This window comes from Amycolatopsis thailandensis, assembly GCF_042723255.1.
In the GTDB taxonomy this organism is placed as follows: domain Bacteria; phylum Actinomycetota; class Actinomycetes; order Mycobacteriales; family Pseudonocardiaceae; genus Amycolatopsis; species Amycolatopsis thailandensis.
This window is the reverse complement of record NZ_JBHXJK010000081.1, coordinates 18,137-39,101: the sequence shown is the minus strand read 5'-3', so window position 1 is coordinate 39,101 and position 20,965 is coordinate 18,137. Positions and strand designations below refer to the sequence as shown.

The window sequence follows — 20,965 nt, the reverse complement described above, 5'->3', positions numbered from 1 at the left end:
ACATTGGGAACATCCGCCGCCGAGACCACCCCGCCACCCTTGCCACTCAAGCGGGGCGAATCGGCACTTTTGTGTGACTGAGCGGACGGCACGTGAGATCAGACGGACGACACACGTGATTGGACGGACGGCACGCTCGCGGCCGAGTCCCACCGGGTGTCGTCCGTCTGATCACACGTGTCGTCCGTCTGATCACGGGTGTCGTCCGTCCGGTCACGCGTAACAGACGGAACCGCAGGTACCTAAGACGCCATCGGCCTTAAGTGGCCTTGCCGGTCACGAGGGCCAGCCAGCGTTTCGTCGCGCGTGGCGAGGTCAGCCGGACCACCGGCACCGCCGGATCCGCGGCCCAGTCGCGGATCGTGCGCCGTTTGCGCGCGTAAGACCGGAAGTGCCACAAGATGATCGAGTCACGGGAGAGCATGCCCCGCAGCGTTTCGACGTTGCCGTTGCAGATCGGGCGGCGCGTGACGCAGCGCACCACGGTCCGGCGCAGCAGACGGCTCAGCGAGACCCAACGCGGATAGTCCAGCGCCACGATCAGCTCGGCGCGCGGCAACGCGATGTCGCGCCATTTGGCGAACATGCCGTCGATGATCCAGCGATCGTCGGCGACCAGCGCGGTGATCCGGCGCCGCTGCTCGTCGTCGGGGACGGGGATCCAGCCCGGCTGCCAGGCGAGGTCGTCGTCGACGGAATGCCACGACAGCCCGGTCCGCTCGGCCAGCTTCCCGGCCAGTGTCGTCTTGCCCGAACCTGTGACCCCGTAGACGACGATCCGCCCCGGTACCGAACCCACTGAGCCTCCCCCGCGATGCAATGAAGGGGCCTTTCATAGCAAATTTTGCTATGAAAGGCCCCTTCATTGCAGTACCGAAGGCGACCTGAAGATCAGTCGTCGTCGTTCGAGCCGAGGGCCGTCTTCGAGACCTGCATGAGGAACTCGATGTTGGTCTTCGTCTTGCGCAGTCGCGAGATCAGCAGGTCGATGGCCTGCTGCGAGTCCAGCGCGTGCAGCACCCGGTGCAGCTTGTGGGTGACCGCGAGCTCGTCCGGCGAAAGCAGCAGGTCTTCCTTGCGGGTACCGGACGGGTTGATGTCCACCGCGGGGAACACGCGCCGCTCGGCGATCTTCCGGTCGAGCTTGAGGTCCGCGTTCGCGGTGCCCTTGAACTCTTCGAAGATGACCGTGTCACCGGTGGACCCGGTCTCGACCATCGTCGTGGCGAAGATCGTCAGCGAACCGCCGTTCTCGATGTTGCGCGCCGCGCCGAGGAAACGCTTCGGCGGGAACAGCGCCGTCGAGTCGACACCACCGGAGAGGATCCGGCCGGACGCCGGGGCCGCCAGGTTGTAGGCACGGCCCAGACGGGTGATCGAGTCGAGCAACACGACGACGTCGTGGCCCATCTCGACCAGGCGCTTCGCCCGCTCGATGGCCAGCTCCGCGACCGAGGTGTGGTCGGACGGCGGGCGGTCGAAGGTGGAGGCGATGACCTCACCCTTCACCGACCGCTGCATGTCGGTGACCTCTTCCGGACGCTCGTCCACGAGCACGACCATCAGGTGGCACTCGGGGTTGTTCGTCGAGATCGCGTTCGCGATGTCCTGCATGATCGTCGTCTTGCCCGCCTTCGGCGGCGAAACGATCAGCGCGCGCTGGCCCTTGCCGACCGGCATCACCAGGTCGATGACGCGGGTGGTGAGCTTGTGCGGCTCGGTTTCGAGGCGCAGTCGCTCGTTCGGGTACAGCGGGGTCAGCTTGGTGAACTCGGGACGGCGCTTGGACTCGTCCGGCTCGAGGCCGTTGATCGAGTCGACGCGCACCAGCGGGTTGAACTTCTGCCGCTGCTGCTCGCCGTCACGCGGCTGGCGCACGACACCGGTGATGGCGTCACCGCGGCGCAGGCCGTACTTGCGGACCAGCGAAAGCGAGACGTACACGTCGTTCGGCCCGGCGAGGTAGCCCGAGGTACGCACGAACGCGTAGTTGTCGAGCACGTCCAGGATGCCCGCGACGGGCAACAGGACGTCGTCCTCGCGGATCTCGGTGTCGGGCGAACCGCCCTGCTCGCGGCCACCGCCGGAACCCCGGCGGCGACGGTCGCGGAAACGACGGCCGCGACGGCCGCCTTCCTCGTCGTCGTCACCCTGCGGGCCCTGGCCCTGGCGCTGGCTGTTGTCCTGGCCGCCGCCCTGCTGGTTGCGCTGGCGGTTGTCCTGGCCGCGGTTGCCGTCACGACCGCCGTCGCGGTTGCCCTGACGGTTGCCGCCCTGCTCACCGCGGTCGCCACGCTCGTTGCGGTCACCCCGGTCGCCACGCTCACGCTGCTGGCCACCCTGCTCGGGCGAACCCGCGGCGCGGTTGGAGCCGCGGCGACGACGGCTGCGGCCGCCCTCGTCCTGCTGCGACTGGCCGTCCTGCTGGCCGTTCTCCTGCTGCGCGGGCCGCTCGGTGGCGGGCGCGGAGCCGTTCTCCGAAGACTTTTCAGCCTTTTCGGCCTTCTCGGCGCGCGGGGCCTCGGCCGGGGCGGTTTCCGCCTTCGGCGCTTCGGCCTTCGGGGCCTCCTGCTTCGGGGCCTCCTGCTTGGGCGCTTCGGCCTTCGGGGCCTTGCGCGGTGCGTCGATCCCCTCGAGCGGAAGCGTTTCGCTCGCCGCCGCGGGGGACTTGCGCTTGGTCTTGCCCTGGCGCTCGCGGATGGCCGCGATCAGGTCGCCCTTGCGCATCCCCGTGGTCTCGCCGATGCCGAGTTCCCCAGCGATCGAGCGCAGCTCGGCGACGGTCTTGCCGGTCAATCCGCCGACCGTGCGCTTGGGAGCGACGGCGCCGTTCGACTCGGCGGCGCCACCTTCGACGTCGCTCAAAAGATCGGTGTTGCTCACAAATGTCCTTCCTGACCGATCCACGCCTCCAGGTGGATCAGCGGACCGCCGCTCGCGTCCGATTGCGAAACGGCGTAGTTGGCCCCCGATACGGGCGATCAGCTCCTCGGCCGTGTTGAACACAGCTAGAAGGCCTCCAGCACAGGGATTTGCGTCCTCCAAATGGAGGAAGCGGAATTCGGCACCGCCGGAACCGGGAACCCGCCTGTGTCAATCTGCCAGCCCCCGCTTGCCAGGCTGTGCTAGTTGCCGGACCTCTGCGGAACTGGCGGATCAACGAAGGATGCGGGCCAAGGATGACACTGGTCACCTGGACCGGCACCGGGTGCGGAAACGCACGGTGATCGAACGCCCCCGAGGGTAGACCGCGCCACGGCCGGGTGCAACAACCACCCCCCGCGTGGCGGGGCGGTGCTCCGGCATGTGACCGAGGCTTTACTGAGCCGCAACCTGGACGCCGCCCGGATCGATCGGCAGCTCGGTGACGTCGAACGATGTAACGTCGACACCCGCCGGGAGTATTCCCTCGGTGGTGAGCGCGAGCACGGTCGGACCGGCTCCCGAGATGGCCGCGGCCACCCCTTCGGCCCTCAGCGCGCGCACCAGTTCGCTGCTCGCCGGGTACGCGGGCGCCCGGTAATGCTGGTGAAGCCGATCTTCGGTCGCGGAGAGCAACAGGTCGGGGCGCGCGGTGAGCGCGTGCACCGCGAGCGCCGCGCGACCGGCCGTGAACGCCGCGTCGGCGTGCGGGACCTGGGCGGGAAGCAGTCCGCGCGTCGCGTCGGTCGAGGAGCGCAACGCCGGGACGGCGACCACGGGCCGGATGTCGTGATGCGGCTGGAGCCGTTCGGCGCGGAACCGCTCGCCCTCGTTCCAGGCGACCACGAAGCCGCCCAGCAGGCTCGCCGCCGCGTTGTCGGCGTGCCCTTCGAACCCGGCGGCCAGCTGCAACGCGTCGTCGTCCAGGGCCTTCTCAGCCAGCGCGTACGCCGCCGCGACGCCGGTCACGACCGCGGCCGCGGACGAGCCGAGGCCGCGGGCGTGCGGGATCGCGTTGAAGCAGCGCAGGTGCAGGCCGGGTGGCCGGAGGCCGAGGTGCTCGCATCCACGCCGGAAGGCGCGGACGACCAGGTGCGATTCGTCGGTCGGGACGTCGTCGACGTCACCGGCGCCGGCGTCGACCACCTCGATCTTGAGCCCGGCGTCGGTGACCAGCAGTTCGACGCGGTCGTACAGGGCCAGCGCCAGGCCGAGCGTGTCGAACCCCGGGCCGAGGTTCGCCGAAGAGGCCGGGACCTTGACCTTGAGCAGCGTCATCGCAGGTCCAGCGCGGCGGCGACGGCGGTCGGGTCGACGGCGAGCGGCTCGACCTCGACGTTGCCTTCCAGCGCCGTGGCCGGGTCCTTCAGACCGTGTCCGGTGACTGTGCACACAACGGTGGAGCCCTTCGGCAGCCGTCCGTCGGCGGCCGTCGCGAGCAGGCCCGCGACACTGGTCGCCGAAGCGGGCTCGACGAACACGCCTTCCTTGCGGGCGAGCAGCCGGTACGCCTCCAGGATCTTCTCGTCGGTGATCGCTTCGAACAGCCCGGCGGACGCGTTCTTCGCCTTCATCGCGCCGTCCCAGGACGCGGGGCTGCCGATGCGGATCGCGGTCGCGATCGTGTCCGGATCGGCCACCGGCTCGCCGTGCACGAGCGGCGCGGCACCGGCCGCCTGGAAACCGAACATCCGCGGGGTGTTCTTCACCACACCGTCACCGGCGTATTCGGAATATCCCGCCCAGTAGGCGGTGATGTTGCCCGCGTTGCCGACCGGCAGGCAGTGGATGTCCGGCGCCTTGCCGAGGACGTCGCAGATCTCGAACGCGGCCGACTTCTGGCCGGCGATGCGCACCGGGTTGACCGAGTTGACCAAGGTCACCGGGTAGTCGATCGCGGTCTTCTGCGCCAGTTCGAGACAGTCGTCGAAGTTGCCGTCCACCTGAAGGATCCGCGCGCCGTGCAGGACGGCCTGGGCGAGTTTGCCCATCGCGATCTTGCCCTGCGGGACGAGGACGGCGCAGGTGAGCCCGGCGCGGGCCGCGTACGCCGCGGCCGACGCGGAGGTGTTGCCGGTGGAGGCGCAGATGACCGCCTTGAGGCCGCTGGCGAGCGCGTGCGTGATGGCCACGGTCATCCCGCGGTCCTTGAACGACCCGGTCGGGTTCGCGCCCTCGACCTTGAGGTGGACCTCGCAGCCGGTCAGGTCCGAGAGGTGCGGAGCGGGCAGCAACGGGGTGTTGCCCTCGCCGAGGGTGATCACCTTCGCGCCGGCCGGGACCGGGATCCGGTCGGGATAAGCCTGGATGATCCCGGGCCACGGTTGGGAAATCACTGGTCTTCGCCTTCCACACGCATCACACTGACGACCTGGTTCACCACATCGAGCTCGGCAATGTCGTCCACAGTGGACCGCAGTGCCGCGTCCGGCGCCAGGTGGGTGACCACGACCAGGCTGGCCGTGTCGTTGGCGTCACGCTGCCGCACGGCGGCGATGCTGACACCGTGCCCGGCGAACGCCTGGGCCACCTGGGCGAGCACGCCCGCTCGATCGGCCACGTCGAGACTGACGTGGTACCGCGTCGGCGTCTGGCCCATCGGCCTGACCGGGAGCGCGGCGTGCGCGGATTCGCGCGGGCCACGGCCGCCGACGACCCGGTTTCGAGCCACCGCGACGAGGTCGCCGAGCACGGCACTCGCGGTCGGCGCGCCACCGGCGCCCTGACCGTAGAACATCAGCTCACCGGCGGCGTCGGCCTCGACGTAGACGGCGTTGTACGCGCCGCCGACCCCGGCGAGCTGGTGCCCGCGCGGGATCATCACCGGGTGCACGCGCGCCGAAACGGATTCGGTGCCGTCGTCGGAGGTGACGCGCTCGCAGATGGCGAGCAGTTTCACCGTGCGGCCCAGCACGTTCGCCGCGGCGAGGTCCGACGCGGTGACGTCGGCGATGCCTTCACGGTGCACTTCGGACGCCGTCACCCGGGTGTGGAACGCGAGCGAGGCGAGGATCGCGGCCTTGGACGCGGCGTCGTAGCCGTCGACGTCGGCCGTCGGGTCCGCTTCGGCGTATCCGAGCCTGCTGGCTTCTTCCAGCGTTTCCGCGTAACCGGCGCCTGTCGAGTCCATCGCGGACAGGATGTAGTTGGTGGTGCCGTTGACGATGCCCATCACGCGGGTGATGCGGTCGCCCGCCAGCGATTCGCGCAGCGGGCGCAGCAACGGGATCGCCCCGGCCACGGCCGCCTCGAAGTACAGGTCGACGCCTGCCGCGTCGGCGGCCTCGAACAGCTCCGCGGAGTGCTCGGCCATCAGGGCTTTGTTCGCCGTGACAACGGATTTCCCGGCTTTGAGCGCGTCGAGCAGCCACTCCCGCACCGGCTCGATGCCGCCGACCAGTTCGACGACGACGTCGACGTCCGGAGACGTGACGAGCTTCGTCACGTCGGAGGTCACCAGTTCCGGCGGGAGCTCGGGGTGCTTGTCGGGGCGCCGCACCGCGATGCCCGCCAGCTCCATCCGGGCGCCCGCCCTGGCGGCGAGCTCTTCGGCCTGCTCGGTGAGCAGCCGGACGACCTCGCCACCGACCGTTCCGCAGCCCAGCAGGGCGACCCTGATCACGCGTCCGTCCACAGTAGACACTTACTAGACCTCCAGGCGCAGCATGTCGTCCGTCGTCTCCCGCCGCAGCAGCACGCGGGCGCTGCCGTTGCGCACGGCCACCACCGCGGGCCGCGGCTGCCGGTTGTACCCGCTGGCCATCGAGTAGCAGTACGCCCCGGTGGCCGCCACGGCGAGCAGGTCGCCGGGAGCAAGGGTGTCGGGCAGCCAGCAGTCGCGGACGACGATGTCGCCGGACTCACAGTGTTTTCCCACGACCCGGGACAGCGCGGCGGCGACCTGGCCGTCCCCGTCGTCGTCGGAGGTCCGGGAGACGAGACGGCAGTCGTACACCGCGTCGTAGAGCGCGGTGCGGATGTTGTCGCTCATCCCGCCGTCGACGCTGACGTAGCGCCGGGCGGCCTTGTCGCCGAGCGAAACGTCCTTGATGGTGCCGACCTCGTACAGCGTGATCGTGCCGGGACCGGCGATGGCACGGCCCGGCTCGCCGGCGATCTTCGGCACCGGGAGGCCCGCGTACTCGCATTCCTTGCGGACGATCTCGCGGATCTGCGTGATCATCTGCGCGGGCGGCGGCGGGTTGTCCTTGTCGGTGTAGGCGATACCGAAACCGCCGCCGAGGTCGACGATGGACATTTGGTCGAGCAGGTCGGTGCCGTGTTCCTTGGCCAATTCGGCCAGCAAGCCGACCACGCGGCGGGCGGCGACCTCGAAGCCGTCGGCGTCGAAGATCTGCGAACCGATGTGGCTGTGCAGGCCGATCAGCTTGAGCGACGGCGCGTTGAGCACCCTGCGCACGGCCTCGGCCGCGTCACCGGAGGCCAGCGAGAAACCGAACTTCTGGTCCTCGTGCGCGGTCGCGATGAACTCGTGGGTGTGCGCCTCGACGCCGACCGTGACCCGGATCAGCACGTTCTGCACGACGTCGTGCCGGGCGGCGACATCGGCCAGCCGCGCGATCTCGAAGTAGGAGTCGACCACGACCGTGCCGACGCCGGCCTCGACCGCGGCTTCCAGTTCGGGCAGGGACTTGTTGTTGCCGTGGAAGGTGATCCGCTCGGCCGGGAAGTCCGCGCGCTGCGCGACGGCGAGTTCGCCGCCGCTGCAGACGTCCAGGCTCAGCCCCTGCTCGGCCACCCAGCGGGCGATCTCGATGGACAGGAACGCCTTGGACGCGTAGTGCACGAGCGCCGGGTCGTCGAACGCCTCGGCGTAATCGGCGCACCGGGACTTGAAGTCGGCCTCGTCGACGACGAACAGCGGCGTGCCGTACTTCTCGGCGAGTTCGCGGACGTCGACGCCCGCGATGCGCACGACGCCGTCTCCGCCGCGGAAAGTGTTGCGGGGCCAGACTTTCGGGTACAGCCTGTCGAGTTCCTCAGGACTCGACGGCGGGAAACCGGAGGCGTCGGCGTGGGGGTAGACGTCGGCGTGGCGGGGGCCGGCGGGGTGGGCCATTTTGCTTACATCCGTTCCGGAGCAGAGACACCGAGCACGGTGAGGCCGTTGGCCAGCACCTGGCGAGTCGCTTCACTGAGCGCGAGGCGGGAGAACGTGAGGGGGGTGGTCTCCTCGTCGCCCTTCGGCAGGACCCGGCCGACGGCGTTCCACTTGTGGTAGGCGCCGGCGAGTTCTTCGAGGTACCGGGCGACACGGTGCGGTTCGCGCAGCTGTGCGGCCCGGCGGAGGACGGTCGGGAATTCGCCGAGTGTGCGGATCAGGTCGCCCTCGGCCGGCAGCGTAAGCAGTCCGAGGTCGGCGTCGCCATCGAATTTGAGCCCGAGGTCGGAAGCGTTGCGCTGCAACGAGGCCAGCCGCGCGTGGGCGTACTGGACGTAGTAGACCGGGTTGTCGTTGGAGTGCTTGCGAAGCAGGTCGAGGTCGATGTCCAAAGTGGAATCGACGGAGTAGCGGATCAGCTCGTAGCGGGCCGCGTCGACCCCGACGGTGCCGACCAGGTCCTCCATGGTGATCACGGTGCCGGCGCGCTTGCTCATCCGGACCGGCTTGCCGTCGGAGACCAGGTTGACCATCTGGCCGATCAGCACCTCGACCACGGCCGGGTCGTCGCCGAACGCGGCCGCGGCGGCCTTGAGCCGGGCGATGTAGCCGTGGTGGTCCGCGCCGAGCATGTAGATGCAGAGGTCGAAGCCGCGCTTGCGCTTGTCCTGGAAGTAGGCGAGGTCACCGGCGATGTAGGCCGGGTTGCCGTCCTTCTTGATGACGACGCGGTCCTTGTCGTCGCCGTGCTCCTTGGACTTCAGCCACCAGGCGCCGTCCTCGAAGTACAGGTTCCCGGAATCCTTCAACCGCTGGACCGAGGAGGCGACCGCGCCGGACTCGTGCAGCGAGTTCTCGTGGAAGTAGACGTCGAAGTCGGTGCCGAAGTCGTGCAGGCTCTGCTTGATCTCGGTGAACATCAGCTCGATGCCGACCCGGCGGAACGTCTCGGCCCGCTCGTCCTCTGGCAGCGAAAGCGCGCTCGGCTCCTGGCGGATGACCTCGGCGGCGATGTCGTTGATGTAGCCGCCCGCGTAGCCGTCCTCGGGAGCGGGCTCGCCCTTGGCGGCGGCGATCAGGGACCGCACGAAACGGTCGATCTGCGCGCCGTGGTCGTTGAAGTAGTACTCCCGGGTGACCAGGCCGCCCTGCGCGGACAGCACGCGGCCCAGCGCGTCGCCGACCGCGGCCCAGCGGGTGCCGCCGAGGTGGATCGGGCCGGTGGGGTTCGCCGAGACGAACTCCAGGTTGATCTTGAGGCCGGCCAGCGCGTCACCGAGGCCGTACTTCTCCCCGGCGTCGAGCACCTGCCGGACGATCTGGCCCTGCGCGTCGGCGGCGAGCCGCAGGTTGAGGAAGCCCGGCCCGGCGACCTCGGCCGAGTCGATGCCGTCGGCGGCCGAGAGGGCCTCGGCCAGCGCGTCGGCGAAGTCACGGGTCTTCATGCCCGCCTTCTTGGCCACCTGCAGCGCCAGGTTGGTCGCGTAATCGCCGTGCTCGGGGTTGCGGGGACGTTCGATCGTCACCTTCTCCGGCAGCACGGAATCGTCGAGGCCGCGCGCGGTGAGAACCTGCACGGCTGAGTTACGGACCAGGTCGGCGAGAGCTGCGGGAGTCACTCGCGGAATTCTAGGTGTGACCTGGTCCGGGCTACGCAGCGACCGCCGGAAGGTGTGAGCCAAGCGGTTGATCTTCCAGCTGTTCACGGTGATCAGACGTGCGGTCTCTACACTGGCCCGCGCAGGGACCACCCCCTTTGGAGAACGCAGGAGCCATGGCTAACGGGACAACCAGAAAAAAGGGCGCGTCGTCGAAGAACGCCATGAAGGCCGCCCGTAGTTCCGTCGTGTCCAAGAAGGGCACGCCCTGGGGCACGATCATCGCGGTCGTCGCGATCGTCGCCCTGGCTGCCTCGGTGGTCACCTACTACATGGTCGCCTCGGCGCCGAAGCGCGAGCAGAAGACCCGCGAAGAGGCCGCTGCCGCCTTCGCGCCCTCGCAGCAGGACCCGGATCCGTCCAAGCGGATCAACGGCGTGACCACGGCCACCTACGAGGGATCCGTGCACGTCACGGCGGCCGAGCGCGTGGCCTACGACAAGACCCCGCCCTTCGGCGGCCCGCACGACCAGGCCTGGGCCGCGTGCAACGGCGTCGTCTACGACAAGGCCGTCCGCAACGAGAACATGGTCCACGGTCTCGAGCACGGCGCGGTCTGGATCGCCTACAACCCGGCGCAGATCTCTGGCGACGCGTTGGAGCTGCTGCGGGTCCGCGTCGAGGGCAAGCCGTACACCACGATGTCGCCGTACCCGAACCTCGACAAGCCGATCTCGCTGCAGTCCTGGGGCCACCAGCTGAAGCTGGACAAGGCAGACGACGAGCGGATCGACCAGTTCATCGCGGCGCTGCGCACCAACCCGTACGGCGCGTACCCCGAGCGTGACGCCACCTGCGACGCGCAGATCGAGCCGGGCGACTTCGACCCGACCCCGCCGGGGCCGGACGCGAAGCCGATGGACTACAAGGGCACCGCGGGCACTCAGCAGGACCAGCCCGGCGCCGGTCAGAGCGGCATGCCGTCCGCTCCCGCCACTCAGCCCTCGGCGCCCGCGAGCAAGTAAGTGAGCCAGATGGACCCCGATCTCCAGTACGTCGACGAACCCGGCGACGAAGTGCCGCGCTCGGCCAAGAGCCGGTGGCTGGTGATCGGGGCCGCCCTGGTCGTCATGCTGATCCTGGGCTTCGGCCTGGGCGCCCTGACAACCAGGCTGATCGACTCCGAGCCGGAGCAGACGACTCCGGGCGCGGGTTCGGTCGAGGTCGGTTTCGCGCAGGACATGTCGGTGCACCACCTCCAGGCCGTCACCATGGCGGGCTGGGCGCGGGACCACACGGCCGATCCGGCGATCAAGACCCTCGCGTTCGACATCGAGCGCACGCAGACCGGCCAGGTCGGCCGGATGAAGGGCTGGCTGGGCCTGTGGGGCCAGCCGGAGCAGACGACCGGCGCCTACATGACCTGGATGACCGAGCCTTCAGGCCACGGCGGACACGGTGGCGCCGACATGAAGCCGTCGAACGGCGCTCCGATGCCGGGGATGGCGACTTCGGCCGAGCTGGCCAAACTGCGGTCGCTGACCGGCAAGGAGATGGACGTCTTCTTCCTCCAGCTGATGCTGCGGCACCACATGGGCGGGACCGAGATGGCCCAGTACGGCAACGACCACACGTCCATCGCGGACGTGAAGTCGCTGACGCGGAGCATGCTCGTCTCGCAGGGTGCCGAGATGGACCTGATGAAGGGCCTGCTCCAGGAGCGCGGCGGCTCGCCACTCCCCGCCTGACGCCACTCTCACGCGTTTAGTCCTCTGAATGCGGTAGTTCGCGTTGCCGACTACCGCATCCAGAGGACTAAATGCGTGCGGTCACCAGGAGAGTTCCCGGCACCGTTGCGCACACTGGGGCACTTCTATCTGCAGGGTCGCGTGCTCGATCGAGTAGCGGTTCGCCAGGAGGTTCTGGGCCTCGGTCAGCACCTCCGCCTGCTCGACGGTCGGCGCGATGGTGAGGTGGGCCGAAGCGACCTCCATCCCCGACGTCAGCGTCCAGACGTGCAGGTCGTGGACGTCCTCGACACCCTTCAGCCCGCCCAGCTCCGCCTGGATCCCGGCGACGTCGACGCCCTTAGGTGCGTGCTGGAACAGGATCCGCAGCGCGCGCCGGGCGAGCGCGTACGTGCGGGGCAGGACGAACAGGCCGATCGCGACACCGATGATCGGGTCGGCGTAGCGCCAGCCGGTCAGCAGCGTGATCGCGCCGCTCAGCAGCACGCCGACGGAGCCGATCAGGTCGGCGAGGACTTCGAGGTACGCGCCCCGGACGTTGATGCTCTCCTCCGCGCCCTTGCGCAGGATCAGGAAGGAGACGATGTTCGCGACGAGACCCGCGGCGGCGGCCAGCAGGACGGGCAGGCCGGGAACGGCGGGCGGGTCGCTGATCCGGCCGATGGCCTCGATCAGGACGTACCCCGCGACGCCGAACAGCAGGATGGCGTTGCCCAGCGCCGCGAGCACTTCGGCCCGGTAGAACCCGAAGGTGCGGGTGAGCGTCGGGCCGCTGCGCCGGGCGAGCATGATCGCCGCCAGCGCCATGCCGACACCGAGGACGTCGGTGAACATGTGCGCGCCGTCGGAGATCAGCGCGAGCGAGCCCGTGGCGAACCCGACGATGAACTCCATGACCATGAAGCCGGCGCCGATGACCAGGGCGATCGTCAGGCTCTTGAGGTAGCGGCCTGACGCGCTCGACGGCGAGGCTGTCCCATGCCCGTGCCCGTGACCCATTGCTCCGCCTCTCGTGAAGTCGACAGGCCGAATATATTGTCACATGCGCATATGTGCAATACAGGTGAGCCTAAGTTCACTTTGTCTTAAGCCACACACGGAAACCATCCCCCAGGAGGGCCTTCCCGAAACCTGAACCCGCCACGCACCGCTACCGAAGTGACCGGAAGAACCCCCGCAACTGGCCGACGAAGATCTCCGGCTGCTCGAACGCGGCGAAGTGACCGCCCTCGGCCAGCACCTCGTACCAGCGAAGATCGGTGTAGCGCAGCTCCGCCCAGCGCCTCGATGGGCGGATGATCTCGCGCGGGAAGATCGAGATACCCGAAGGAACTTCAACCGCCGAGACGTCCCGCTCCTTGTTCTCCCAGTAGATCCGCGCCGACGAAGCAGCCGTCCCGGTGAACCAGTAGACGGAGATCGCGTCGAGCACCTGGCGCCAGGACAGCGCGGTCTCCGGCGAGCCGTCGTTGTCGGTCCACTCCCAGAACTTCTCGGCGATCCACGCCGCCTGAGCCGCGGGTGAGTCGGTGAGCCCGTAGCCGACCGTCTGCGGGCGCGTGGCCTGCTGCTGCGAGTACGCGGACCCGACCTCACGGAAGCGCGCGAGATCGGCGATCGCCGCACGCTCCTCCGCCGTCGGCTCCCCCAGCTCGGCCGCGTCGTACGGGACACCCGCCATGTTCACGTGGACGGCGATCACCCGCTCCCGCGCGACCTTGGCGAGCATGTTCGTCACCCCGGCGCCCCAGTCGCCGCCCTGCGCGGCGTAGCGCTCGTAACCGAGCCCTCCCATCAGCTCGTCCCAGGCCCGGGCGATGCGCTCCACGTTCCAGCCCGTCGACGTCGGCTTGTCGCTCCAGCCGAAGCCCGGCAGCGAGGGCGCCACGACATGGAACGCGTCCGCCGGATCACCGCCGTGCGCGGCGGGATCGGTCAGCGGGCCGAGCACGTCGAGGAACTCGACCACCGATCCCGGCCAGCCGTGCGTGAGCACGAGCGGCGTCGCGTCCGGCTCCGGCGAGCGGACGTGCAGGAAGTGGACCCCGAGACCGTCCACAGTGGTCTTGAAGCCCGGGAAAGCGTTGACGCGATCGGCCAGGCCGAAGTCGTAGTCCTCCGCCCAGTACCGGCACATCTCGCGGGCGAACTCCAGCGGGACACCCTGCTCCCAGCCGTCCACGGTGGCCGGCTCGGGCCAGCGCGTGGCGCGCAGCCGGGTCCGCAGATCGGCGATGGCGGCTTCGGGAATCCGGACTTCGAACGGCTCGATCACGACGTCCTCCAGTTCGTTGGTGACACCAACGCTACGCTGATTCGATGAGCACCGCCCCCGACCGGCTCCGGACCAAGGCCAGCTGGCTGGTCAACCAGGCCGCCACCGTGGCCCACCGGCTCGCCCTGGACGAGTTCGCCCGCAGCGGCGCCCGCCGGTACCACTACGGGATCCTCGCGGCCATCGACGAGAACGGTCCGTCGAGCCAAGCCACCCTGAGCCGCTGCACCGGCATCGACCGCAGCGACGTCGTCGCCGTCATCAACGAACTCTCCGACGCGGGCTACGTCGAACGCGCGCCCGATCCGGCGGACGGGCGGCGCAACCTGATCACCCTCACCGACACGGGCGCGCGACGTCTGGAACACCTGGAAGAGCAGGTCAGCGACACGCAGGACGTCTTCCTCGCACCACTCGAACCCGCCGAACGGGCGCAGCTGACCCGGCTCCTGGCCCGCGTCGTCGACCATCACCAGGGTTAACGACCACCTCGCGAGAGGAGGCCTGGCGGGGTGCGCTAAGCTTCTCGAAGTCGCTCAGGCGGCTACGCCCTCGTAGCTCAGGGGATAGAGCACTGCCCTCCGGAGGCAGGTGTCGCAGGTTCGAATCCTGCCGAGGGCACACTAGTGAACAGCACTTTCAGCTGCTCACCTACATTGTTCATACAATTATTCATGGCATGAACTCACTAAATGGGCTGGTCCCACACCTTTAGCCAGCTTCACTCGATTGCGTATTGGCTCTTGAGCTTCTTCGGTGCTCCCTGCTATCTACATCCACAGCGCTACGCAGTCCTGCAACCAGGCTTACCTGTGCTGGCGCTGCGATTCGATCATCGAGCCTGACATGGCGGAGCTGGTCTCGTGGACGACTCAAGGCAGGTTCTCGAGCGCGGGCATCCCGCAAACCTGTAATCAGCTGGGCGCAAGTACCGAGCCCATCGTGAGCACTGCCCACGAGGCGGCGGACGATGAGACAGACAGCGCCTCCGATGTCGCCAACGTCGCTTGAAGGCGGTCAGGAAAACCACGCTACGGGCTGCGGTGGCGAACTCGGCGCAGTCGGTACGGCCGTCAGCCGCATGCAGCAGCATCTCCTAGACCACCAAGCCCACCCATACCAGGGGTGACGCATATAGCGGGCGCTGCCCGATCCCACGCCTCTCCAGGTGAGCCAGCAGGCTGATCACCCGATCTTTAATCGGCATCGAGTTGCCCAACTAGCGGCTCGACGCCGCGTCATGCCCCAGCGGTCAGACCGACAAAACCCCCGATGTCCCGCCCGAGCCACTCCGGTCAGAACGAAACCTTCCACTTCGCAGACCAGCTCTTACGTACGCCACCGTCGACACCATGCACAAAACGACGGCCAGCACCGGGTCTTCGTCCGCACCCACTTGACGAGCTCGGTCAGCGCCTTCCCCACATCCATACCAGCCACCCACCGCGACCCCTGGTTTGGGCGAGCTGTCGCTTGCGTGACTGAGTGTCAGATCAGAACTGACTAACCCTACGAGGCGTCAGACTTTTTCAATTCTTATCACACTTATTAAAGGAATGAAAAATTCGAGGAAATGCTGGATGATGGGCGTCGTGCCCGATTCCACTGACGCTACTCCGGCTCCCACCAGACACTTCTACTCTGCGGAGACACCGCGAAGTGAACTGCGCCTCTACCGCGGCCCGCTCGTCGGCCGCTCCGGTACGCGCCAGTTCGAAGCCACCGGTTCCGTCACCCTGCGCTGGAATCCATGGCCGGTGCTGCAATGGTCAGGAAGCTCCAAAGAAGTCGACATCGGCATCGACCTCGCGAACGGAAGCCTGGTATTCGAGGAGCCTCGGGTCGAGGTCCCAAAAGAGCACCCGTTCCAGGTCGCCTCCAAAGATGGATCTCCGGCCGAAGACATTCAGTGGGAGGGCCGCGGGCCGTTGGGCCGGACCGTGGTGGGTGATCCTGAGGCTCAGGATCTCACGTACGCCACATTCATCCTGGCGAATCTGCCCGCGATGCAGTTTGGTGCGAGACTGTGTCACGAAACAGCGTGGTATCCAGGCCGCACCGTGCTGACCGGCGCCGGCTGGAAGGTAGCGCTCGACTATCCCTGGAACCACCAAGAAATCGAAAAGGACCTGCGGGACAACGGCGGCCATGCGGTCACTCACACTGGCCGCGTCGAGCGGGAGGACGGCTCCGACTTCAGTGCCGGAAGCCTTCAGAATGTCCTCCATGTCCTGCGGTATGTACTGAGCCTCGCTTGCGGCCGCTGGACTTCTCCCATTCTGTCGGTGGCGTACAACAACGCGACCGAGCCGACCTGGTCAGAGTGGGCGCCTCCGCTTGTCTCCCCGTGGCGTACCTCATTTGGCCTTGTCGACGGTCACCATCCAGAACAACTCCAGGAGCTTTTCGAACGTACCGCAGTGGCTTGGGCTGATCCGCTGAAGCAGGAAGTCGTTCGGCGGGCCATCTACTACCTGATCGACGCGAACGATCCCCATCCGCTCGAACTTGCCGTCTCCTCCGCTCAGTCCGGACTGGAGCTGCTGGCATGGTCCGAGCTCGTCGAAGACCACCAAATTCATACCGCAAAGACCTATAAATCGCTGAAAGCGCACGAGTCCATGCGCGAACTGCTAACCCTGCATTCGATCAGCCCGATGTTCCCGCCGGAACTGACCGAGCTCTCGTCGGTGGCCTCGAAGCTCACCGACCTTTCAGTGGGCGATGGCCCCGAAGTACTCACTCGCATGCGTAACGGGGTCATGCACCCGAACCGAACCAAGCCAAAGTTCAGTACCGACGAATGGTACGACGCCTGGTGTCTGGCCCGACACTACCTCCAGCTCAGCATCCTCGGCTACCTCGGATACCAAGGCACCCACCGCGACCCCGCGGTGAAGGTGCACTTCACCGGACAGATCGAGAACGTCCCCTGGAACCCGTAAACCGGTGCCATCAGAAACAGGGAGGACGTAGTAGTCGCGGCCAGGTAGAGCGTTCCGCACTCCCTCAAGCCAGCATCACGCTGCAACGTGGTGGACATGGGCGCCGAGCGGGTTGCCGTAGCCGGTCGACATGCCACGAGGCTCATCCGCGGTGAAGGCGACCTGGCGGACCGGGTCTTCGGCGAGCCTCCTTCTGCCGAGCCCGCGGCAACAAAAGCAGCCCCGGCTACAGAAGAAAGCCATCACCGATCTCAACTGCCGCATTACCCGCCGAACATCTACAGCGAAAGCGCGTTGCGCCACCCACGCCAGCTGCGTCGGCCAAAACACCGCACGATCCCGTCTCGGTCTACCCGCGTAACACCCGTGCCATGTCGAGCGACCTTTCCAGGCACCTCTGCCTGATCAAGGAGCTCCACAGTGCGCACCACTCGACTCATCGCCCTCGCCGGCACCGTCGCCGTACTCGCCACAACGGGTGCGTGCGGAACCCGGCCCGCGCCGACAACTCCGGACGCCGCCGCACTCCCCAGCGCGTCGCCCCAGGCCGCCGCGCCGACCGACAGCACTCCCGCCGGGGCCAACGCTCAAGGCAGGATGCCGAAGAAATTGGGCGAGACTGCGGGGTTCACGAGCCAGGACGGCAAAACGCAGGTGGTCACCTTCACGATCGACAAGATCACCGTCGACCCGAAGTGCGACCCGTACATGAAGCCCGAGGCGGGAAAGCACACGCTACTGCTGGACATCCGGGTCGCGACGAAACAACTCTCCCCGGATGACGCGATCCAGCTGGGCGGGACGATCAACCCCTTCGCCTTCCAAGTCGTCACGCCAGACGGCGTCACGACCCCGGCCGAGCTCGGCATGTGCAAGAGCAGCAGCCTGAAGGCACTGCCTAACAACTGGGCGTCGAACTCGAAGTACACAGGCCAGTTGGAGCTCCAGGTCGCGACGAAGAATGGAGTGCTCGCGCTGATTCCTGGCGGACTGACTAACGCCGGAGGTGGCTGGGAATGGAACTACTAGCCTTCGGTGCACGATCACCATCGTGGCACTGGTAAGGCTGAACGATGCCGTAGCGCATGAATTGTCAGGAGCTGCTGGTATGGTCGACGGGCCGCGATACCGATGGTGACGACGTCGAGTTTGGAATCCTAACAGAATGCTCCTGGAACACTGTTGAGCAGTTTCCTGGATCGTGTCCGGCGAGCCGTGGGCGCGGATCTAGCCGCCACTCTCGGCGGCGCCATGACGTGGCGGTATCCGTAAATGACCGAGCGACCGCAAGTTGTTGTGCGGCGTCCTATTGGTACCCTACGTCAAGATCCTGCGGGATTTCCTAACCAGGACTCGGTTTCGGTTCGAATAAGACCGCCTGGCAGAGGCTTCTGCACTCGCAGTAGACTACCTCGCCGAACTCATCGTCGCGGATGCCCTTGGCTGGTCACGGGCGGCGATCAACGGTTCGCCCGTTCGGGTCCTCAAGAGCAAGAAACAGGTGCGAGTCCGGTCGAATTACCGTTTCTCGACAAGTTTTCACCATGTAGGACTACCGCGTCGAGATCGTTTCCTTTGACGAGACAACGGCCAGTTGCTCGTCCAAGTTGGAAGCATCGTCAACACTGGTTCTGACCAGAACTCGAAGAACCACAGCACGTTCACACTCTATCCGCGTTCGAGCAGGGCAGTCGGGAACCCGAATGGAGCACTGCGATTTTCACCTTGCGCGGAAGTCGCCTGTGTCACGCGCTACCTGTCGGCCATAAGGATGAACAATGTAACGCTGAGCAATGTCCATACGCCTTTTGGGGCATGAATCAACGCCGCTTCGTACACCTTCTGATCGCAGCCGCGCTCGTGTTTTCCGTTGTCGCATGCGGAGGCGGAACGGGCGCTGCCACGACGGTACGCATCGGCGTCACCGCCACCTCCAACGAGCCAGCGGTCAAGCTCACGCGCACCATCGTGAAGCGCCTGGAAGAGGCTGTGGACAGCGGCGAGGTCCGACTAGTCATCTATCACGCAGACGGCAGACAGGTCTCCACCGTCTTCGACGAGGACTTCACGGTCCGCAGGCCGGACCAGAAGCGGGAGAACGACAAGAAGCTTCGAAAAGAAGGCTTCGACAGCAACAGCAAACGTGTTGAGGCATTGCTCGCCAGACTGGCCTCCAACGGCGGGCAACTCGACCCGTTCGAGGTGTTGGCGACCATGGGCCGAGCACCTGGACCTGGTCTTGTGGTGGTGCACAGCAGCGGTCTCCAGACCATCGGGCAGCTCGATCTCACCAAGTCCAGTTTGGACTTCGACATCGATCGCGTGATCCGAAGCCTGCCGCCGGACTCATTGCCGGACCTCAGCGGCAAGGACGTTGTCTTTTCGGGCCTCGGGCAAGTAGCCGGCCCGCAGCGTCAGCTACCCGAGGCTCGTCGGCGGGCGCTCGAAAAGCTGTGGATGGACGTGTGCACCAATTTTCACGCGAAAACCTGCTCCATCGACGGCGAGCAGACGACTTCGACGGCGCCGGTCGCCACCGCCGCCGTGCCGGTCGTCGCATTCGGCGACGTAACCACCGTGGTCCCGAGCCGAGAAGGCGGAGCGCCACCGACCGAGATCGTGTCCGTTCCCAGTTCGGTTCTCTTCGAGCCGGACACGGATGTACTCGTACCCGGAGCGAAGACCGTGCTGCGGGAGATAGCAACGAGATTCGCACGTGAAACACGAGCGACCGCTGTCGGGCACACCGCGACCCACGGACCGCGTGACACGGCAATCGAACTGTCGAAAGCTCGGGCTGAACGAGTCGTCGGCGAACTGGTTGCGCTAGGTGTAACGCGCTCCGCCTTCACTGGTGTCACAGGCGTCGGCTATGACGCCCCGATCGAGCCTGATCTCGATAGCGCAAATCAGTTGATCCCTGGCGCTGCCGAGCGAAACAGAGTTGTCGTACTCACATTGACCGGACCGGTGACCAAATGAACATGACATTGAACGTCAAGATGAACCAACTCCCACGGTTGAGCCTGTGGTTCTGGATCCGTCACCCGATCCAGGCGTACTGGATCATGTTCCTTGTCCGCGAGGCGTTTCGGCAGAACCAGATCGAGCGGGACCCGAACTCGCTGACGAACGGGGAAAGAACTGCGGGCAACCGCGCTATCGAAATGAGCAGAAAGCAAGCCAAACAAGCACTGCGAAAGATCAACCTGTTACACAAGCGGCAGCAGGCCGCGCTCGATGCCGCGAAGCGCGAACGGCGCCTGGCCACAGAGCTGCACGACCGCCTGTGCACTCCACCGACACGGACGAACTCGATCGTGATCCCACCGCTCCCCCTGGCCGAGGCACGCAGTCTTCTCGCCGAACAGCGAGCCAAGGTGAAGGCGGACATCGAGCGTGGTGGTACCCGACATCTCGACTCGCCGTCAAAGGTTCGTAGGGCGACGGCCTACGGTCTGCTCGGGGTGGACATCATCGCTCTGTTCTCCGTCTTCAGCACGGTCTTCAACGTCGACCTCAGCGCTCCGGAGCTCAAGGACCTCGCGATCACAGGCGGGTTCTCGGCCATCGCAGCACTGGTGCTCGGCCAGCTCGCGCACTCGACAGGCCACCAGGTGTGGCAGTCGAGAGTCACCACGAACGAGCTGGACACCCCTCAGCGGGACGATCCTGGGCAAGACGAAGGAGAACAAGGTGAACAGCAGCAGGCTCTCACCGCAACGAACGGTGAGTTCCCGGCGCCCCGACTGATGCTGAAAGCCAAGATGGTCAGTCTCGGCGTGGTCAGCGTCCTCAGCGGATTCTCGATTCTCACCCGCGTGGTCGAGGAAGCGGAAAAGATCCACCAGCCGTTGCTCGGCTGGGTGCTCGGGCTGCTCGTCGCCGCCGCGGCCATCGTCGCCCCGTGGCTCGTGGTGATCGATGAAATGAGGTCCGGTTCCGTGGAGACTCGCACGATCGACGCCTTGACCAAGATGGTTCAGGATCTTGATTCACAGAGCTCGACGTACACCGACAACGCCGCCAAGAGCGAAGCCGAGGCGGCGAACTGCCAGAGGGAGGCCGAAGGCATCCGTGACGAGGTCGCTCTGGAGGACACTCCAGCCGCCAATGGCGCCCAGAAGGTCATATATATGGCCCGGAGCATGCATGGCGCGGCAGGCCACATCGCGGCCGAGCCGGACGAGTCGGCGGGCCGCACCGAACTGGGCGACTTCTTCAGGCCTCCTTCGAACGTCCTGAACGATGCATTGAGCAGAATGAAGCCGGCAACCTGACTGCCTTGCACTACGGAGAGCATCAGCCACAATCGAAAGTGCGCCGTGATCCTGGGGAGGCCGGAGGATCCCAGG

Annotated in this window: 16 protein-coding genes and 1 tRNA gene; 8 read left to right on the top strand and 9 right to left on the bottom strand. The window is 66.7% G+C overall.

Annotated elements, in window-relative coordinates; translation table 11 throughout:
• Positions 1–259: 259 nt before the first annotated feature.
• The 7 genes from ACFWMR_RS28050 to argS form a co-directional block, all read right to left on the bottom strand.
• Positions 260–799, bottom strand: a complete 540-nt coding sequence (locus ACFWMR_RS28050) for an AAA family ATPase (protein WP_378380515.1) — start codon at positions 797–799, stop codon at positions 260–262.
• A 92-nt stretch (positions 800–891) separates the two neighbouring features.
• A complete protein-coding gene (gene rho / locus ACFWMR_RS28045) occupies positions 892–2,883 on the bottom strand; it encodes a transcription termination factor Rho (RefSeq protein WP_378380514.1) in 1,992 nt (663 codons plus the stop codon).
• Between the two features lie 435 nt (positions 2,884–3,318).
• Positions 3,319–4,200, bottom strand: coding sequence for a homoserine kinase (thrB, locus tag ACFWMR_RS28040; protein WP_378380513.1), 882 nt, complete (start codon positions 4,198–4,200; stop codon positions 3,319–3,321).
• On the bottom strand, positions 4,197–5,258 hold the full coding sequence (thrC, locus tag ACFWMR_RS28035; RefSeq protein ID WP_093932180.1) for a threonine synthase: 1,062 nt from the start codon (positions 5,256–5,258) through the stop codon (positions 4,197–4,199). Before thrC ends, thrB begins: the two co-directional genes overlap by 4 nt.
• Entirely contained in the window at positions 5,255–6,565 is a 1,311-nt protein-coding gene (locus ACFWMR_RS28030; RefSeq protein WP_167405971.1) for a homoserine dehydrogenase, read from the bottom strand. The genes thrC and ACFWMR_RS28030 overlap by 4 nt, the downstream gene beginning before the upstream one ends.
• A gap of 3 nt (positions 6,566–6,568) precedes the next feature.
• Positions 6,569–8,002 carry a diaminopimelate decarboxylase gene (lysA, locus tag ACFWMR_RS28025; RefSeq protein ID WP_093932178.1) on the bottom strand — a complete coding sequence of 478 codons (1,434 nt, stop codon included), beginning with the start codon at positions 8,000–8,002 and terminating at the stop codon, positions 6,569–6,571.
• A gap of 5 nt (positions 8,003–8,007) precedes the next feature.
• Positions 8,008–9,663, bottom strand: coding sequence for an arginine--tRNA ligase (gene argS, locus ACFWMR_RS28020; RefSeq protein ID WP_378380512.1), 1,656 nt, complete (start codon positions 9,661–9,663; stop codon positions 8,008–8,010).
• Positions 9,664–9,866: 203 nt separating this feature from the next.
• Between argS and ACFWMR_RS28015 the strand changes: the two genes are divergently transcribed.
• On the top strand, positions 9,867–10,667 hold the full coding sequence (locus ACFWMR_RS28015) for a DUF3105 domain-containing protein (RefSeq protein WP_093932176.1): 801 nt from the start codon (positions 9,867–9,869) through the stop codon (positions 10,665–10,667).
• Between the two features lie 9 nt (positions 10,668–10,676).
• Complete coding sequence (locus tag ACFWMR_RS28010) at positions 10,677–11,390, top strand: DUF305 domain-containing protein (RefSeq protein WP_093932185.1); 714 nt, start codon at positions 10,677–10,679, stop codon at positions 11,388–11,390.
• Between the two features lie 81 nt (positions 11,391–11,471).
• On the opposite strand, the gene ACFWMR_RS28005 is transcribed toward ACFWMR_RS28010, so the two are convergent.
• Together ACFWMR_RS28005 and ACFWMR_RS28000 are read right to left on the bottom strand one after the other, a co-directional pair.
• Positions 11,472–12,389, bottom strand: a complete 918-nt coding sequence (locus tag ACFWMR_RS28005) for a cation diffusion facilitator family transporter (protein ID WP_378380511.1) — start codon at positions 12,387–12,389, stop codon at positions 11,472–11,474.
• A gap of 151 nt (positions 12,390–12,540) precedes the next feature.
• Positions 12,541–13,665: an epoxide hydrolase family protein gene (locus ACFWMR_RS28000; protein ID WP_378380510.1), complete on the bottom strand. Its 1,125-nt coding sequence runs from the start codon at positions 13,663–13,665 to the stop codon at positions 12,541–12,543.
• A gap of 44 nt (positions 13,666–13,709) precedes the next feature.
• Between ACFWMR_RS28000 and ACFWMR_RS27995 the strand changes: the two genes are divergently transcribed.
• From ACFWMR_RS27995 to ACFWMR_RS27970, 6 genes are all read left to right on the top strand, one after another.
• Positions 13,710–14,147, top strand: a complete 438-nt coding sequence (locus ACFWMR_RS27995) for a MarR family winged helix-turn-helix transcriptional regulator (RefSeq protein WP_378380509.1) — start codon at positions 13,710–13,712, stop codon at positions 14,145–14,147.
• Between the two features lie 66 nt (positions 14,148–14,213).
• Positions 14,214–14,286 (top strand) — tRNA-Arg (locus tag ACFWMR_RS27990).
• Positions 14,287–15,245: 959 nt separating this feature from the next.
• Complete coding sequence (locus ACFWMR_RS27985) at positions 15,246–16,610, top strand: hypothetical protein (protein WP_378380508.1); 1,365 nt, start codon at positions 15,246–15,248, stop codon at positions 16,608–16,610.
• A 420-nt stretch (positions 16,611–17,030) separates the two neighbouring features.
• Positions 17,031–17,639 carry a hypothetical protein gene (locus ACFWMR_RS27980; protein ID WP_378380507.1) on the top strand — a complete coding sequence of 203 codons (609 nt, stop codon included), beginning with the start codon at positions 17,031–17,033 and terminating at the stop codon, positions 17,637–17,639.
• Between the two features lie 786 nt (positions 17,640–18,425).
• Complete coding sequence (locus ACFWMR_RS27975) at positions 18,426–19,592, top strand: OmpA family protein (RefSeq protein ID WP_378380506.1); 1,167 nt, start codon at positions 18,426–18,428, stop codon at positions 19,590–19,592.
• Complete coding sequence (locus ACFWMR_RS27970; RefSeq protein WP_378380505.1) at positions 19,589–20,890, top strand: hypothetical protein; 1,302 nt, start codon at positions 19,589–19,591, stop codon at positions 20,888–20,890. The genes ACFWMR_RS27975 and ACFWMR_RS27970 overlap by 4 nt, the downstream gene beginning before the upstream one ends.
• The last annotated feature ends 75 nt before the right edge of the window (positions 20,891–20,965 follow it).